This window comes from Ruegeria sp. HKCCD8929 (assembly GCF_013031405.1).
In the GTDB taxonomy this organism is placed as follows: Bacteria; Pseudomonadota; Alphaproteobacteria; order Rhodobacterales; family Rhodobacteraceae; genus Ruegeria.
Genome location: NZ_WPZY01000018.1, coordinates 1 through 14,742, shown reverse-complemented (window position 1 = coordinate 14,742; position 14,742 = coordinate 1). Strand labels below are relative to the sequence as shown.

Sequence of the window (14,742 nt, the reverse complement as noted above, 5' to 3'; positions counted from 1 at the left end):
GGTTGGTTGAGGACGTTCGATAGAGAGTTCAGGCCAACTATCCGAGCCTCATCCCCAGTCAGCATGGGTCTTGCCAGGCCGGTCAGTGCGTTCGAAACCGTGACGGCCGAAGACGTCCCGCTGGGCCTGGATCAGGTTGGCGGTGCCCACGCCCTGCCGCGCGGTGTCGTACCATGCGAGCGCGGCGGAGAGTGACGGAACCGGCAGGCCCAGGGTGGCGGCGCCTGCCACGGTGCGGCGCAGGGCGGGCAAGGTAGGGGCCAGCAGGTCGGCAATGCCGGGGGCCAGATAGGACGGACGGTCGGGCGTGGCGCGCAGGATCGGGGCGAGGTCGCTCAGCAGCGCCGAGCGGATGATGCAGCCCGCCCGCCAGATCTCGGCAATCCGGGCGCGGTCGAGGGACCAGCCGAATTCGGCGGAGGCGGCGCGCAGGATGTCGAAACCTTGTAGGTGGGCCAGCAGGCGGCCCGCATAGAGGGCTTCGGCAAGGTCCAACGGTGGCGGGAGGTCGGCGGGTGCGGTTCCGGCGGGCAGTTGCGTGGCCGCCGCGAGCCGGGCAGATTTGGCCGCGGACCAGGAGCGGGCACCCACCGCGGCCTCGATGGCCGAGGCGGATTGGCCGAGTTTGAGCGCCTCGATCACCGTCCAGCGGCCGGTGCCCTTTTGCCCGGCCTGATCGCGGATCATGTCCACCATCGGCCTGCCTGAAAGCGGGTCGGTGACCAGCAGGATGCGGGCGGTGGTCTCGATGAGGAACGAGGCGAGCGGGCCGTCCTCCCAGCTTTGGAACAGGGCACCGATGCGGGGGGCGTCCCACCCTGCCCCGTCGCGCAGCAGGCCGTAAACCTCGGCGATCATCTGCATGTCGGCATATTCGATGCCGTTATGCACCGTCTTCACGAAGTGACCGGCGCCGTCGGGACCAAGATGGGCGATGCAGGGATCGCCCTCGAATTTCGCTGCTATGGGCTCGAGCACCGGTTGCAGTTGCGTCCAGCTATCGGCCGAGCCCCCGACCATCATCGACGGGCCGGTGCGCGCGCCCTCTTCGCCGCCCGAAACCCCGATGCCGACGAAATACAGACCAGCCTCGGCCAGTTCAGCGGCGCGGCGGATGGTGTCGTTGAAATCGGCATTGCCGGCGTCGATCAGCGTGTCGCCGGGGGCGAGCAGCGGGCGGAACGCCTCGATCATCGCGTCGACCGGCGCGCCCGAGGGGATCATCAGCAGGATCAGGCGCGGGGTGGCGAGGGCAGCGACGAAATCCGCAAGCGTTTCCGCACCGGTGATACGGTCGGCCAGCGGTCCGGCCTTGGCCAGAAACGGGGCAATCCAGTCGGCTTCACGGTTGGTGACGGCGACCGGGATCCCCTTGTCGGCGAAGTTCTGCGCAAGCGCGCTGCCCATGGTTCCCAGACCAAAAACGCCGATCCGTGCCTTGCCCATCGCTCACCTCGTTACCATTTAAAGATGCAGGATGCGTCATGCGGGCGGGGGGCGCAAGCGGGGCGTTGCCGATTGAAAACAAAGGGAAACCATTGAAATTCGCAGGATAATGCATATTAAGCAGACATATTTAACAATGCGCGCGACAGAAACGAACCGAATGACATGACCAACGCATTGCGAAAAGCCTGGGAAGAGGTGGTGCGGCCTCTGATCCTGCGCCCCAGACGGGTGCAGGTGGCGGCGCTGTGCGTGCGGCGGGGTGAGGACGGGCCCGAAGTGCTGTTGGTCACCAGCCGCGATACCGGGCGCTGGATCGTGCCCAAGGGCTGGCCCATCGACGGGCTGGACGGGGCCGAGGCGGCGGCGCGCGAGGCGTGGGAAGAGGCCGGGGTGAGACCGGCCGGGTTCAGCCGGAAACCGGTCGGGACCTATAAATACGACAAGATCCTGAGCAATGGCGTGCCCGAACCGATCCTGACCAATGTCTACCGGATCAAGGTCGAGGGGTTGGCCGAGGATTATCCCGAACGCGACCAGCGGCAGCGGCGCTGGGTTCCGGCCACCGAGGCGGCGGGTCTGGTGCGTGAGCCGGAATTGCAGGATTTGCTGCGCGGTTTGCAATAACTTTACTCAAACCGGTTTCAATCACCCTTGCAGTGTGCGGCGGGGACCTGTAGGCGGTTCTGCCACCTGCGCTGACGGAAACCGCGACGATGGCGAACGCCCCGAATGGCAATCAATGGGCCCGGCTGGACCGGGATTTGCACCGGATCTCGCGGATCGAGATCGCGGTGGCCCATACGTCGCGCCCGCTAGTCGGAACCGGTGTGGCGCTGGCCTTTCTGGTGCTGGCGGCGCTGCTGGCCGAGCTGGTTCTGGGCTTTCCGCCCGGCGGTGTGCTGGTGGCTGCGGCAGCAGTGTTCGGGGCCTATATGGCGCTGAATATCGGCGCCAACGACGTGGCCAACAACATGGGGCCAGTGGTGGGCGCGCGGGCGCTGCGGATGTCCACAGCCATCGTGATCGCCGCGCTGGCCGAGATTGCCGGGGCGCTGCTGGCGGGGTCGGACGTGGTGTCGACCATCTCGGTGGGCATCGTCGATCCGCAATCGGTGCCGCAGGGGCCTCCGCTGCTGGCGATGATGATGGCCGCGCTGATGGCCGCCGCCCTGTTCATCAACTTTGCGACCCTGATCGGCGCGCCGGTCTCGACCACCCACTCGATCGTGGGCGGGGTGATGGGCGCCGGGATCGCAGCGGCCGGGTACGAGGCGCTGAACTGGCCGATGATGGGGCGGATCACCGCCAGCTGGATCGTCTCACCGCTGATGGGCGGTGCCATCGCGGCGGCGGTGCTGGCGCTGATCCGCAACCGGATTTCGCGGCGCGAGGACAAGATGGCCGCCGCACGGCGCTGGGTGCCGATCCTGGTGGGATTCATGGGCGGCACCTTTGCCGCCTATCTGGGCATCAAGGGGCTGGGCCGGATCGTGACGCTGAGCGGGTCCGAGGCGCTGGTGCTGGGCGTGGTGTCCGGTCTGCTGCTGTGGGGCGCCACGATCCCGGTGATCCGGCGGCAATCGGCGGGGATGGAGAACCGCATGCGCTCGGTCAAGGCACTGTTCGCCCTGCCGTTGGTGATCGCCGCGACGCTGCTGAGCTTTGCCCATGGCGCCAATGACGTGGCCAATGCGGTGGGGCCGCTGGCGGCCATCGTGCACGCCGCTGAGCATGGCGCGCTGGCCGAAGGGATCGCGGTGCCCAACTGGGTGATGCTGATCGGGGCCTTCGGCATCGCCTTTGGCCTGTTCCTATTTGGCCCGCGTCTGATCCGGCGCGTCGGCAGCCAGATCACTAAGCTGAACCCGATGCGGTCCTATTGCGTCGCGCTATCGGCGGCGGTCACCGTCATTCTGGCCAGTTGGCTTGGCCTGCCGGTCAGTTCCACCCATATCGCCGTGGGCGGCGTGTTCGGCATCGGATTTTACCGCGAGTGGGAGGCCGGGCGGCGGCAGTACAGCACCTCGCAACGGCTGGCGCGCGAGGAGCGGCGGCGGCGCAAGCTGGTGCGGCGGTCGCATTTCCTGACCATCGTCGCGGCCTGGGTGGTGACGGTGCCTTTGGCCGGGTCCCTGGCGGCGGGCATTTTCTGGATGCTGATGCTGATCGTCTGACCGCTGTTTCAGGGCCGGATCTGGGCGGGGCTGAGGGAGGGGTTGTGCTCTGCCGCCTCGGTTGCTGCGGTGACGCGGTCGTGGATGGCGGTGCAGAGGGGCGTGGGAACACCATGGCGCTGGCCCAGCCGGATGATCTCACCCTGCAGGCTGTCGATTTCGGTGGGACGCCCGCCCATCAGATCATAGGCCATCGAGGTGCGGGCCGTGGGGTCGATGGTCAGCATCTGCGCGGCGATGCGGGTGAAGAGCGGCGTCGGCAGGCGCAGGATATGCGGCCCGGCCCAGGCGGGCAGCGGCGTGGTCGAAGCGACGGGGACATGCGCCGCGCGCAGCACGCCCAGCGCCTCGGCCATCTGGTCGGCCATCAACCGGCGCCAGTTGCGGTTCAGCAACTGCTCCTGCAAGGTCAGGCCCGAGAGCGCGTTGAGCGCGTTGTTGAGGTTGATTACCAGCTTGCCCCATTGCACCGCCTCGATCCGGTCGCTCTCGGTGACCGGCAGAGGCGGCGACGTGAGGTGCCGCGCCAGATCGCCGGGGCCGGACTGGATCACGATGTCGCCCGAGGTGGCGCGGTGATAGGTGGCCGGGCCGGTGGGCACCACGTTGAACGGCACCATCCCGGCGCGGATGTCGCGGTCGGGCAACAGCTCGAGCAGGGTGGCGGCGTTTGCCATACCGTTCTGCCAGGACAGCACCGGCGCGCTCGCAGGCGCATGTTCGGCGATCAGCCCGGCCATTTCGATGGTCGCCGGGGTCTTGACGGTGACGATCACGACCTGCGTCCCGGCAAGACAGACGGGCTCTTCCGAGAGTGTCAGGCGACTGGCGGGAACGGTCTGCGTGAGCCCGGCGAAATCCGTGCAGGTCAGGCCGTGCGCGCGGATCTCGTCCAGCACCCGGGCGCGGCCGAGCAGGGTCACGTCATGGCCCGCGGCGGCCAGAAGGCCACCGGTAAAGCAGCCGATACTGCCCGCGCCTGCAATGGCTATGCGCATTCCGTCTCCCTCCGTTGCTTTCGCTGCGTCATCCCGCCGGGCGGCCACGGCGGGATTTCAACCGCTCATGCGCCTTGGGCGTGCCGTCGTGAAACGTGCCGAACCAGGCATCCCACGGCATTTCCAGATTACCGTAATTCACCTCAAAATACCGGTGATGCATCTGGTGGTGGAAGGTGCCCAGCGCCAGCCGGTTGCGGTCCTTGACCAGCAGGCCCTCGTAGCCGGTATGCGAGCTGGCCGCCGTCAGCGACTGGTGCTGCAGGTGGAACAGGATGTGCAGCGGATGGGCCGGGACCACCAGATGGATCAGGATCGAGCTGAAGAACAGCAGGTGTTCGACAGGATGCATCGACAGTCCGGACCAGGGACCCACGTTGATGTTGCGGTGATGCAGCGCGTGGGCAAGCCGGTAGAGCGGCGGCCAGTGCAGCGCGCGGTGGATCCAGTAGAAGTGGAACGAGATCCAGACTGGGGTCAGCAGCAGGATCAGTACCGTCCAGACCGGATGCGCCGCCGGATCGAGCCAGGGCACCCAGCCGCGTGCCGCCCCGTGCAGCATCAGCACCTCATAGGCGGTCCAGAACCCGACGCCGCTGGTCAGGCTCCAGAACATGTTGTCATGCACCTGGTTGGAGAAGGTGAACTGCCGCCCCTTGCGCATCAGTTGGCGCGGGTCGAATTTCAGCCGCGCGCCCTGCAGGCTGACGCCGTGGAAATAGAGGTGCAGCCCGCCCGCGACCAGCAGCATCAGGCCGAGATTGCGCAGCCAGATCAGGGCGATCCAGTCCAGCGACAGGCTCTGCATCCGTTCCAGCGACGGGGTGAGCCAGACCCAGCTGATCAGGGCCAGCGCCAGTACGATGACATTCTCGGCACAACTCAGCCAGCGCGCGGCGACCCAGCGCCACATGGCGGCGGGATCGGGCGGCCAGCGGAAAAACGGCGACGTTGCAATCGGCACGGCGGGCATATGCGCCCAGCCGGGCAGTTGGATGTCGGGATCGGGTTTCCGGGCACGCTGTTGGTCGGTCATCGCGGTGAAACTGACACAGGGATGACCGTCCGGGCAAACGTTTTGTGGCGCACAGAACAGGGTGCCGGGTGTCAGACATCGGAACATCGGGTGCGTGCCGGCATTTGATATGGGCGGGGTGTCGGTACGGTCGACGATCGCGCGGTTGTGGCTGTTGGTTGCTCAACGAACGCCCTCTCCTGATGACGGGCAAACAGGTTGCTGGCCGGTCCTTCAAGCATTCAATCTACTGGGCGGAAAGTCGGCGCTGAGCCCATGGGAGACCTGCCAAAACCTTGATGCGAGCGCGGCGCGAACTCGCATGCAAACGGCGCGACATCGTGCTATTCAACGTTGCAATCTACAGCAGTTTATGCGGTTGCGATCTTGTGAGGCTCAAAGTGACCGACCTGGTCAGCAGCGACCGCGTGCGCGAGTGTGTCCCGGTTATTCGGAGGAAAGCCGAGCAGCCGTTACAGGTCGAGCGCACCGAGAATACTCACGGTTCAGTGAAAAACTGGGTGGGTTGGCAAGAAATGATCGGGTGCGCTTTCATGTTTCTCAGTCGGTTTCGCGACCGCCCGGACATCTCCACACGCCACTATGGTCGGCTGGTCCGCGACCGGGTGGCGATCGGGCTTAAGCTGAGCAGATCGACATGTGAACGAAAGTGGCGACGGGTGGGCGCCGTTTGCAATACCTTTTTGCCAGGACAGCATTGGGGCACTCGCAAGCGCGTGTTTGGCATCTCGATGGTCGGCGGGGTCTTGAGGGGACGATCACGACCTACGTTCCGGACAGGCAGACGGGTTCTCGGGAAAGTGTCAGGCAACCGGCGGGACCGGTCTGCCCGCGCCTGCACTCGCGATCTTCACGGCTGGCCCTCACCAAGCCGGATACCCGCTGCACACATGTTCACCCTGCCAGAGGCGCACCCGGACGGAAGGCACCCAGCGATTTCGCCAGATCTGTATAGCCGTCCACGCTGGAGAAGTAGGTCTTGAGATTGCTACCGATGGAATTGGATTTGTAGAACTTCCCAAACTCTTCGATCTTGACGTTGAACGCCTTCAACTCGGCGATCAGTGACTTTCCGCTATTCATGATGGAAAACGCTTTCTCAAGATCCTTGGCGATCACTTCGGCTTCGTCTTTCAGCTTGAAGCAGTTGTCGATCTGTTTCTTGATGACCTTGTCGCCCAGCATTTCCGATATGCTCTTTTCGGTGTGAATTTTGCGCAGGGCCTTGATCTCGGAATCGATCTGCGTCCGCGTCTTCTTCATTTCCATAGACAGTTTCTGAATCTCGGAACTGCGCTGCTTGATGACCACGTCAAGCTCGGAGACGTGCTTGCCGATCGAGCTCTTTTCGAAGGGCGCCATCGCCGCCTTGATGTTCTTCAATTCGCCTTCGACATTCTTGAGGATCTTCTTTTCGAGGTCCTTGTCCCTGATTACGTTCTTGGCAAATCCGACGATCCCGGCGCCGCCCGAAAGCGCGGCGGTGGCAATGCCAAGCCCGAGAACCAGCGGCGCGGCGGTGCCCGCGCTGAGGACCAGGGCGGCGACGCCCACGGCGATGGCCGAGACAAGCAGGATGCCCTTGACCACCTTGCCCAGCGTCATGCGGGCTTTCTTGTCTTTCAGCAGCTTGGATCCGGCCTGTTTCTTGGCCGCCGCCAGGGCAACATAGCCCTGCTGTTCCATCACGTTGTCGGCCCAGCCGTCGATGAGTTTCTGGAAATCCTTCTGCAGACTGTCGGCGGAAAAACTCAATTTGGCTAATTTGTCCAGTTCACTAGCCAGTTTCTTGCAGCCGGCGTCGTCTTTTGGCATGCCCATCTTGCGGATGTTCTTGTCGAGCGCTTTGGCATCGTCGATGTTTTTCTGTTTCTCCTTCAGCCAGGTTTCCAGATGGCTGATCTGTGCCTTCACCAGCTTTTCGAATTCCTTCTTGAAATTCGTTTCGATCTTCTTGGCGAGCGAGACTTCGGAACCGTCGAGCGGAATGGTGAAGTCGATCTTGGCGTTGAGCGTGGGCGTGAGGTCCGCCGTGCTTTTAATGCTGAACTTCTTATCGAATTTGAACTTATGAGTCGCTTCGGGCATTGATCCCTCCTGAGTGTTCGCGTTCGGATTAAGACGGGGTGGGCAACCATCGCAGCGGGTTGCCTTACGCAAGGTTAAGTTGAACCCGAAAATCTGGCAACGCTTTTGCGATTATATCGCGGGTGCGCCACCGATGCGGCGGGATCGCAAAGGACATGCGCGCGCCGGACAGAGGTCGACACGGCGGCAGACAAGAAACCGGAGAAGACGTCAGGGCAGAGGCGCGTGGCGGGCTTCTTGCAAGCTCAGGTTGTCGTGACCGAATCGAGCCGTGATCGGACCAGCCTTGTCGCGGCGCCTTGGGGCCGCTTGCCTCTGCCATTTAGCCGCAGGCCATGGTGTTTCTCACCGCTGGCGACGCCGTCGGGGTATAGAGATGTTTGCGAGTCGCCGATGGGTATTTCGCCGCCGATCACGCCTCCATCTCAGGGGCGAGGGTGGGGTGGACCGAATACGAATGGTTCAATCTCACCACATTTCCCGATGCCCAAGTCGTTCAATCAGAAAGTCGATGAAGAGACGTGTCTTCGGGGTCAGAACGTTGGACCGGGGATAGACCAGCCAAAGTACAGATTGGTCATGCAACTGCCAGTCGGGGAGAACATGGACGAGTCGTCCCGAACGGATTTCGTGTGAAACGCTCCAAAGCGAGTTGATCGACAGACCGGCCCCGGCGATGGTCGCCTCTCGCTGCGCATCGCCGTCATCCACGATGGTGCGGCAGATCATGTCGGCAGGGTCCAGTACGGCCCGTTCGCCTGCGGCATTGGTCAATTCGCGCGTGTCCTGATTGCTCCAGGCGATGAAATGGTGCCCGGCAAGATCTGACGCGGCCTCGGGCGTTCCGTGAACCTCGAGATAGCCGGGAGAGGCGCAGAGAACGCGGGTATCGTCTGCAAGCTTGCGCCCCTTGAGGCTGCTGTCGGTGAGCGGCGCGCTGCGCAGCGCGAGGTCGAAGCTGCCCTCGATTGCGTCGAAGCGCGTGTCGGAGAGGCGGAGATCCAGCGTGAGATCGGGATAGAGGGTTTGGAACTCCGGCAGGAGCGGCATGACATGCAATTGCGCGAAACTGCTGGGCGCCGCGAAGCGCAATGTTCCTTTTGCCCCGGAATCCGATCCACCAAGCGCGGCGCGCGCAGCATCCGCCTGCGCGAGGATTTCGCGGGCGTAGGGCAGGAAATCCGACCCCTCGAGCGACAAGGACACCTTGCGGGTAGTGCGGCGCAGGAGTTCGACCCCGAGTTCGGTCTCAAGCTTGGCGAGGCGCGCGCTGGCAACCGCCGGCGCCAATCCAAGCGCGCGACCGGCGCCGCTGATATTTAGCCGTTCGGCGGCCATGACGAAAAGGCGCAGGCTGTCTATGTTCATCTCGATTATCTTTAAAATACGAAAACTGAACTCACAATTGAGCCGATTTTATGCGTCACAGCAAGTGATATCTCGCTTCCCAGACAACACAACGTCCCATGGAGCGACACATGAACGCGATCACCCAGGTTATCACCGATGTACAGGCGCAGATCCTCGACGCCTTCAACTTTCGCCATGCCACAAAGGTCTTCGATCCCGAACGCAGAATCAGTGACGGCGAATTCGAAACAATTCTCGAAGCCGGGCGCTTGTCGCCGACTTCTTTCGGGCACGAGCCGTTCCGGATCCTGATGATCCAGGACCCGGAGAACCGTGAGCTTTTCCGCGACTTTAGCTGGGGCGCCAACGGTATGATGAACGGCACCACCGGCCAGTTGGGCACGGCCAGCCATTTTGGCATCATCCTCGCCAGCACCTCTGAGACGATGACAGCCGGGTCAGAGTATCTCCAAGACCATTATCGCACCGTCAAGCATCTGCCCGACGAGGTGATCGAGATCTTCAACGGGGCCTATGGCAAGTTCCAGACGACCGATCACGGCATCACCACCGACCGCGAGATCGCAGACTGGTCCGGCAAGCAGGCTTATATCGTTCTGGCCAACATGATGACGGCGGGTGCGCTGATGGGCATCGATTCCTGCCCCATCGAGGGCTTCGACATGGCGCGGACCACCGAAACCCTGGCACAGCATTTCGCCATCGAAACGAACAAGTGGAAGCCCGCGGTCATGTTCGCCTTTGGGTATCGCGCGAAGGACCCCGAATTTCCAAAAACCCGACGCGCCATGTCGGACACCGTCAGCTGGTTCTGACCGGCACCTTCAACAACGATCAAAGAAAGGAGTTCTCCAATGGCTTACTATTCCGTCCTCGACGTCACTCCGTCCAGCGAAGACTGGATCCCCGGCTATCTGCCCACCGCCAATGAGCGCGTGGCGGCACATGGCGGCAAGTATCTCGCCCGCACCGCAAGCCACGAGCAGGTGGAAGGGGACGAGCAGCCCGCCGCGCTGCGGATCATCATCGAGTGGCCGGCGAAGGAAAATGCCGAGGCCTTCATGGCCGACGAGGCCTATGCGCCGCACCTTGCAGCCCGCATCGCGGGGTCCGTCAGCCATCACTATATGATCGAAGGCAAGGACGACCTCGCCTGAACCACTTGACCGGTCCGCATCAAGATGGGCGGGCCGGTCTTGCCAGTGAAAGGAGCCTCCGATGTCGAGCACCGGAATGGTCAACTACCACGTCCACAAACCCGAGCGTCAAGCGTTCGAGATCGATGCAGGCGGGATCGAAGGCAATCTCGCTTCGCCTGAACTGATCGCTACCGAGGTCGCGCTGACCGACCTGCGCGCGGGAAGGTCAACCGCCAGCTTTGAGGCCGATGGCTTCGCCTTTGCCAGGGTGCCGACGCAGGTCGCCCAATTTGGCGCGGAAGCCGGCTGGCAGGGCGTTTACGACCGCGAACTGGCGAAAATGCTGCGCCAGTCCATCGGCGCGCGGGACGTTGTCGTTTTCGATCACACCCTGCGTGTCGACGATCCGGACGCCAAGCGGCGACCTGCGCGCAATGTTCACAGCGACTACAGCCAGGAGGGCGCGGAAAAGCGTCTGATCGGCATTCTGGGCAAGGAACGGGCGGCGGAATGGTCGGCCGGGCACTACGCTTTCATCAATGTGTGGCGGCCGGTCGAGAACCCGATCAACAGCGCGCCACTCGGCTTCGTGCGGCCCTCGACCGTGGCCGGGGAAGACTGGATCCTGATCGACCTGATCTACCCGGACCGTCGCGGTCACATCATGGGGTTGGCCGCGAACGACCGGCACGAGTGGGTTTATCTTTCGCGGATGACCCCGGACGAGGTGGTGTATTTCAACATCTACGACAGCAAGGGCGGCCCGTCGGTCGGCCACAGCGCCATCGACCGCGTCGAGGACCCGGACGTCGCGACGGTTCGCAAGAGCATCGAAAGCCGGACGCTGGTACTGTTCTGACACGGGCGGGAGAGACGACATGCTGGACAAGACCGAGACAACCAGTTTTCCAAGGATGAACCGCGCCTACAATGCGGTCTTCCGCCCCGGGCATATGAGCATCGGCCTGGTGGTGCCGTTGGAGAGCTACATGCGAAGCGCCGTGCCGGACATGACGCGCCATATCGCGCGCGCGCAACTGGCCGATGCGCTCGGGTTCTCGGCGCTCTGGCTGCGAGACGTGCCGTTCAACGTGCCCTCGTTCGGCGATGCCGGGCAGGTCTTCGATCCGTTCGTCTATCTGGGCGCGCTGGCCATGACAACACGCGACATCGCCCTTTGCGTGGCCAGCATCGTGCTGCCCCTGCGCCATCCCGCGCATGTGGCCAAGGCCGCCGCCTCGGCTGATGTCCTGTCTGGTGGGCGGCTTCTGCTGGGCATCGCGTCGGGCGACCGGCCCGAGGAATACCCGGCGCTCAACATGTCCTTCCCGGATCGCGGCGCGCGGTTCCGCGAGAGCGTCGATTACATCCGCGCTCTGGCCCGGGATTTTCCCCAGCTGGAAACGGCGCAAGGCACGCTTGCCGGCGGGATCGACATGCTGCCGAAACCCAGCGCCGGGCGCCTGCCGCTGCTGATCACCGGCGGCAGTTAGCAGGCGCCCGACTGGGTGGCGCAAAATGGCGACGGCTGGATGACCTATCCGCGCGATGCCGCCGCGCAGGGACGGGTAGTCGCCGACTATCGCCGTCGCGTCAGCAAGGCTGGACTGCCGGACAAGCCGGTCATGCAATCGCTTTATGTCGATCTGCTTGACTGTCGGGACGCGCCGCCGCGTCCGATCCACCTCGGGTTCCAGTCCGGCACCGACTTCCTGCGGAGTTACCTGTCGGAGTTGCGGGCGCTCGGCATCAACCACGTCGCGCTGAACCTGCGCTTCAATCGCGCGGATATTGAAACCACCATGCAGCGGATCGCTGACGAGATCCTGCCAGACTTAACGAACTGAGGAGCTTTTCCATGACCAAGACCATTCTGATCACCGGCGCGACCGACGGCATCGGCCTCTTGACCGTAAAGAATCTCGCCGCTGAGGGGCACACGATCCTGCTGCACGGCCGCAGCGCCGAAAAGCTGGAAGCGGCCGCGCGTCAGGTGGGCGGCGATCCCGAGACCTTCCGTGCCGACCTGTCGCGGCTGAGCGAGGTTCGTGCGCTGGTCGAGGCGGTCCTGTCACGCCATGACCGGCTCGACGTGCTGATCAACAACGCGGGCGTCTACAAGACGCCGCGAACCCACACGCCCGAGGGTCTCGACGTGCGTTTCATGGTCAATACAATCGCCCCCTATCTGCTGACCCGTCAGTTGCTGCCGATTATTCCCGCGACAGGCCGCGTGGTGAACCTGTCGTCTGCGGCGCAGGCGCCGGTTGATGTACGTGCGATGCGCGGCCAGAGAACCCTGGACGACATGGGCGCTTATGCGCAAAGCAAACTGGCCATCACGATCTGGACCCGGGAGATGGCGAAGGAACACCCGGATGGGCCTGTCTTCATTGCAGTCAATCCCGGTTCTTTGCTGGCGTCGAAGATGGTCAAGGAAGGCTTTGGTGTCGCGGGAAATGATCTGCAGATCGGAGCCGACATCCTGCGCCGCACCGCTTTGTCCGACGCGTTTTCGGACGCGTCGGGGAAGTATTTCGATAACGACAGCGGTGGGTTTGCATCGTCTCACGCAGGGGCGCTCGACCCGCATAGCGTCGCGGATGTCATGTCGGCCATTGAGGAGGCTGCGGAGGTCACCGCGCGCGAATGACAAAAGCCTTGATAGGGTTTCAAAACTTGGTACCACCTGGGCCTTGAGGAAAGAGCGTTCGACGCCGGTCGCGTCTCCTCTCGCGAAGCCCTATCAAGCGGCGACCCATTGCCGACCGCGGAGACAACCACGCATCCGGCTGGCGAGCATTCGGGTGTGCAGGATTGGACGAGACAAAAGCGATTAGACAAACCCATCTGCATCTCGATTGCTGAAACCGATCTCAGCGAAGGGGTGGTAGGAGTTACATCGGTCTCAATCGGTCTGGATGACGCTCTGGAGAGAACTTACTGCGCCGCCGAATAGCCACCGCTGCAAGTGCGGGTGTCGGCTCCAACTTTGCGCACGTGTTGTCACAGCAAGGGTGAAAGCCGGTTCCCTCCCGCGTTGAGGTCGAAGCAGTCCGAAGTGTCACGTCGGTGGCGGCTTTGCCTGTGCCAGAGGCGCCGTTCATTGCGGCGCCGGATCGAAAGTTCCAAGCGTCACCTGAGACGCTTGGTGGCATCAAGGTATCTCGGGCTGCGTCCCTGCGCCGGTCTCGCCGCAGCCCGAACACATCCGGCCCTAGTTGGTCGGCGTCATGTCGACGATTGTGGGTTCGCGGTCGCCGCTGGTCGGAAAGACGATCATCTCGTTGCCCATACCGTCGAAATCGATCTGCTTGAGATCGACCATGTGCACGGTCCGGTCGTACATCGTGTGGTAGTAATAGGCGAGGTTCAGGGAGTCGCTGGCGGTGGTGACCTGCGTGGCGCTGTAGAGCAGGTCCTCTGATTGGACATCATCCTCGGCACCCTCGGCGGCATCGGCCGGAATGTTGAAATTGTCGAGGATCCGAAACGCCTCACGCACCGTATCGTAGCCGCCCTCGGTGTCGCGTGCGGTTTGCGAAAACGCAACCGCGCGGACAAAGCGCGATGGCGGGGTGAAATCGCCCGGCAGGCCGATCATGCCGCTGCCCGCTCCGAGCGGAGCGAAGGTGACGCCGCTGGCTTCGACCGATGGCAGGCCGATGGCCGACAGGTTGACGTAATTGTTGAGGTTGGTCATGTGCCAGTCGTAGTTCGGCGAATTGGTAATGACGCCAAGCGGGGCCTCAAAGATCGTCAGTTCGCCGTCGATATACTCGATCACGATCCGCCCGCCGAAGCGGTCCGCCACCAGCATGTGAAACGGAAACGGGAAGCCAAGCGTCTCGTCCACGACGCCGACGACGCGAATGTCCGCGAGACCGGCCTGCGCCTCTTCAACGGTTTCGAACATCGACAGGACATAGCTGGCCAGCAGATCCCCGGGGATGGTGTTGTCCGCGAGATCGGGTTGGTATTCCTGATATTCGGTAAAGCCCGGCAGGTAGAACAGTCCGGCGGTCAGCCCGGCCTCGTTGATCCCATCGGCAGGCGCGCCGTGGTCCAGCATGCTGATGCCGACCATGCCGAAACGGCCGGTCCAAGAGGCGCCCTGTTTTCCGTCCGGCATCTCGCCGGCAGTATAGGCGTAGCCCCTTGGGATAACGTTGATCTTGGTCTCAAGATCGAACGGACCCCACTCTGCGGTTCTTGCGCGGATGATACTCCCGTCGGAACCGGTCAGCATGATCCCGGTGCATGCCCATGTCAGTGAGACCGACGCAATCAGCGCAACTCCGGCTTTGGCGGCAATCTTGAGAGTTTGTTTCAATATCATCAGCTTTCTCCGAGTCGTAAGGCCCAAGACTAATACCGCACGCTTGCATGACAGCCCGATGTCAGCGGAGTCCGATGCAGGCGCGCACTATTCTAAAGCATCCCGCCGAAAACTTGAATCGGGGGATTCCCAAATGGTTGTCAGTGTG

The 14,742-nt window shown here is 63.1% G+C and carries 14 protein-coding genes; 8 read left to right on the top strand and 6 right to left on the bottom strand.

Annotated elements, in window-relative coordinates:
- Window positions 1-48: 48 nt before the first annotated feature.
- On the bottom strand, window positions 49-1,446 hold the full coding sequence (gene gndA / locus GOX53_RS20905; protein ID WP_171179817.1) for an NADP-dependent phosphogluconate dehydrogenase: 1,398 nt from the start codon (window positions 1,444-1,446) through the stop codon (window positions 49-51).
- 165 nt (window positions 1,447-1,611) lie between these two features.
- Here gndA and GOX53_RS20900 point away from each other — a divergent pair, with 165 nt between their 5' ends.
- Complete coding sequence (locus GOX53_RS20900) at window positions 1,612-2,073, top strand: NUDIX hydrolase (RefSeq protein ID WP_171179816.1); 462 nt, start codon at window positions 1,612-1,614, stop codon at window positions 2,071-2,073.
- Between the two features lie 89 nt (window positions 2,074-2,162).
- The gene (locus tag GOX53_RS20895; RefSeq protein ID WP_171179813.1) at window positions 2,163-3,623 is read left to right on the top strand and encodes an inorganic phosphate transporter; all 1,461 of its coding nucleotides are present in this window, start codon (window positions 2,163-2,165) and stop codon (window positions 3,621-3,623) included.
- Window positions 3,624-3,631: 8 nt separating this feature from the next.
- Here GOX53_RS20895 and GOX53_RS20890 read toward each other — a convergent pair whose 3' ends face one another.
- The 4 genes from GOX53_RS20890 to GOX53_RS20875 form a co-directional block, all read right to left on the bottom strand.
- On the bottom strand, window positions 3,632-4,621 hold the full coding sequence (locus tag GOX53_RS20890) for a 2-dehydropantoate 2-reductase (RefSeq protein ID WP_171179811.1): 990 nt from the start codon (window positions 4,619-4,621) through the stop codon (window positions 3,632-3,634).
- Between the two features lie 28 nt (window positions 4,622-4,649).
- Window positions 4,650-5,657 carry a sterol desaturase family protein gene (locus GOX53_RS20885; protein ID WP_171179810.1) on the bottom strand — a complete coding sequence of 336 codons (1,008 nt, stop codon included), beginning with the start codon at window positions 5,655-5,657 and terminating at the stop codon, window positions 4,650-4,652.
- 894 nt (window positions 5,658-6,551) lie between these two features.
- Complete coding sequence (locus tag GOX53_RS20880) at window positions 6,552-7,745, bottom strand: hypothetical protein (protein ID WP_171179808.1); 1,194 nt, start codon at window positions 7,743-7,745, stop codon at window positions 6,552-6,554.
- 468 nt (window positions 7,746-8,213) lie between these two features.
- A complete protein-coding gene (locus tag GOX53_RS20875; RefSeq protein WP_171179806.1) occupies window positions 8,214-9,113 on the bottom strand; it encodes a LysR family transcriptional regulator in 900 nt (299 codons plus the stop codon).
- Window positions 9,114-9,223: 110 nt separating this feature from the next.
- Here GOX53_RS20875 and GOX53_RS20870 point away from each other — a divergent pair, with 110 nt between their 5' ends.
- The 6 genes from GOX53_RS20870 to GOX53_RS20850 all read left to right on the top strand — a co-directional run bounded on the left by GOX53_RS20870 (window position 9,224) and on the right by GOX53_RS20850 (window position 12,908).
- Window positions 9,224-9,931, top strand: a complete 708-nt coding sequence (locus GOX53_RS20870; protein WP_171179804.1) for an NAD(P)H-dependent oxidoreductase — start codon at window positions 9,224-9,226, stop codon at window positions 9,929-9,931.
- A gap of 39 nt (window positions 9,932-9,970) precedes the next feature.
- Window positions 9,971-10,273, top strand: coding sequence for a DUF1330 domain-containing protein (locus tag GOX53_RS20865; RefSeq protein WP_171179802.1), 303 nt, complete (start codon window positions 9,971-9,973; stop codon window positions 10,271-10,273).
- A 61-nt stretch (window positions 10,274-10,334) separates the two neighbouring features.
- The gene (locus tag GOX53_RS20860; RefSeq protein WP_171179800.1) at window positions 10,335-11,114 is read left to right on the top strand and encodes a CmcJ/NvfI family oxidoreductase; all 780 of its coding nucleotides are present in this window, start codon (window positions 10,335-10,337) and stop codon (window positions 11,112-11,114) included.
- A gap of 19 nt (window positions 11,115-11,133) precedes the next feature.
- On the top strand, window positions 11,134-11,748 hold the full coding sequence (locus tag GOX53_RS29860) for an LLM class flavin-dependent oxidoreductase (RefSeq protein ID WP_254446681.1): 615 nt from the start codon (window positions 11,134-11,136) through the stop codon (window positions 11,746-11,748).
- Between the two features lie 39 nt (window positions 11,749-11,787).
- On the top strand, window positions 11,788-12,102 hold the full coding sequence (locus GOX53_RS29855; RefSeq protein WP_254446680.1) for a hypothetical protein: 315 nt from the start codon (window positions 11,788-11,790) through the stop codon (window positions 12,100-12,102).
- An 11-nt stretch (window positions 12,103-12,113) separates the two neighbouring features.
- Window positions 12,114-12,908 (top strand): SDR family NAD(P)-dependent oxidoreductase, encoded by a 795-nt coding sequence (locus GOX53_RS20850; RefSeq protein WP_171179798.1) that lies wholly within the window; start codon window positions 12,114-12,116, stop codon window positions 12,906-12,908.
- A gap of 564 nt (window positions 12,909-13,472) precedes the next feature.
- Here GOX53_RS20850 and GOX53_RS20845 read toward each other — a convergent pair.
- On the bottom strand, window positions 13,473-14,594 hold the full coding sequence (locus GOX53_RS20845) for a linear amide C-N hydrolase (RefSeq protein ID WP_171179796.1): 1,122 nt from the start codon (window positions 14,592-14,594) through the stop codon (window positions 13,473-13,475).
- Window positions 14,595-14,742: the final 148 nt, after the last annotated feature.

Coding starts and splice junctions, on each gene's coding strand:
- gndA (WP_171179817.1), bottom strand. CDS start 1,446: ATGGGCAAGGCACGGATCGGCGTTTTTGGTCTGGGAACCATGGGCAGC.
- GOX53_RS20900 (WP_171179816.1), top strand. CDS start 1,612: ATGACCAACGCATTGCGAAAAGCCTGGGAAGAGGTGGTGCGGCCTCTG.
- GOX53_RS20895 (WP_171179813.1), top strand. CDS start 2,163: ATGGCGAACGCCCCGAATGGCAATCAATGGGCCCGGCTGGACCGGGAT.
- GOX53_RS20890 (WP_171179811.1), bottom strand. CDS start 4,621: ATGCGCATAGCCATTGCAGGCGCGGGCAGTATCGGCTGCTTTACCGGT.
- GOX53_RS20885 (WP_171179810.1), bottom strand. CDS start 5,657: ATGACCGACCAACAGCGTGCCCGGAAACCCGATCCCGACATCCAACTG.
- GOX53_RS20880 (WP_171179808.1), bottom strand. CDS start 7,745: ATGCCCGAAGCGACTCATAAGTTCAAATTCGATAAGAAGTTCAGCATT.
- GOX53_RS20875 (WP_171179806.1), bottom strand. CDS start 9,113: ATGAACATAGACAGCCTGCGCCTTTTCGTCATGGCCGCCGAACGGCTA.
- GOX53_RS20870 (WP_171179804.1), top strand. CDS start 9,224: ATGAACGCGATCACCCAGGTTATCACCGATGTACAGGCGCAGATCCTC.
- GOX53_RS20865 (WP_171179802.1), top strand. CDS start 9,971: ATGGCTTACTATTCCGTCCTCGACGTCACTCCGTCCAGCGAAGACTGG.
- GOX53_RS20860 (WP_171179800.1), top strand. CDS start 10,335: ATGTCGAGCACCGGAATGGTCAACTACCACGTCCACAAACCCGAGCGT.
- GOX53_RS29860 (WP_254446681.1), top strand. CDS start 11,134: ATGCTGGACAAGACCGAGACAACCAGTTTTCCAAGGATGAACCGCGCC.
- GOX53_RS29855 (WP_254446680.1), top strand. CDS start 11,788: ATGACCTATCCGCGCGATGCCGCCGCGCAGGGACGGGTAGTCGCCGAC.
- GOX53_RS20850 (WP_171179798.1), top strand. CDS start 12,114: ATGACCAAGACCATTCTGATCACCGGCGCGACCGACGGCATCGGCCTC.
- GOX53_RS20845 (WP_171179796.1), bottom strand. CDS start 14,594: ATGATATTGAAACAAACTCTCAAGATTGCCGCCAAAGCCGGAGTTGCG.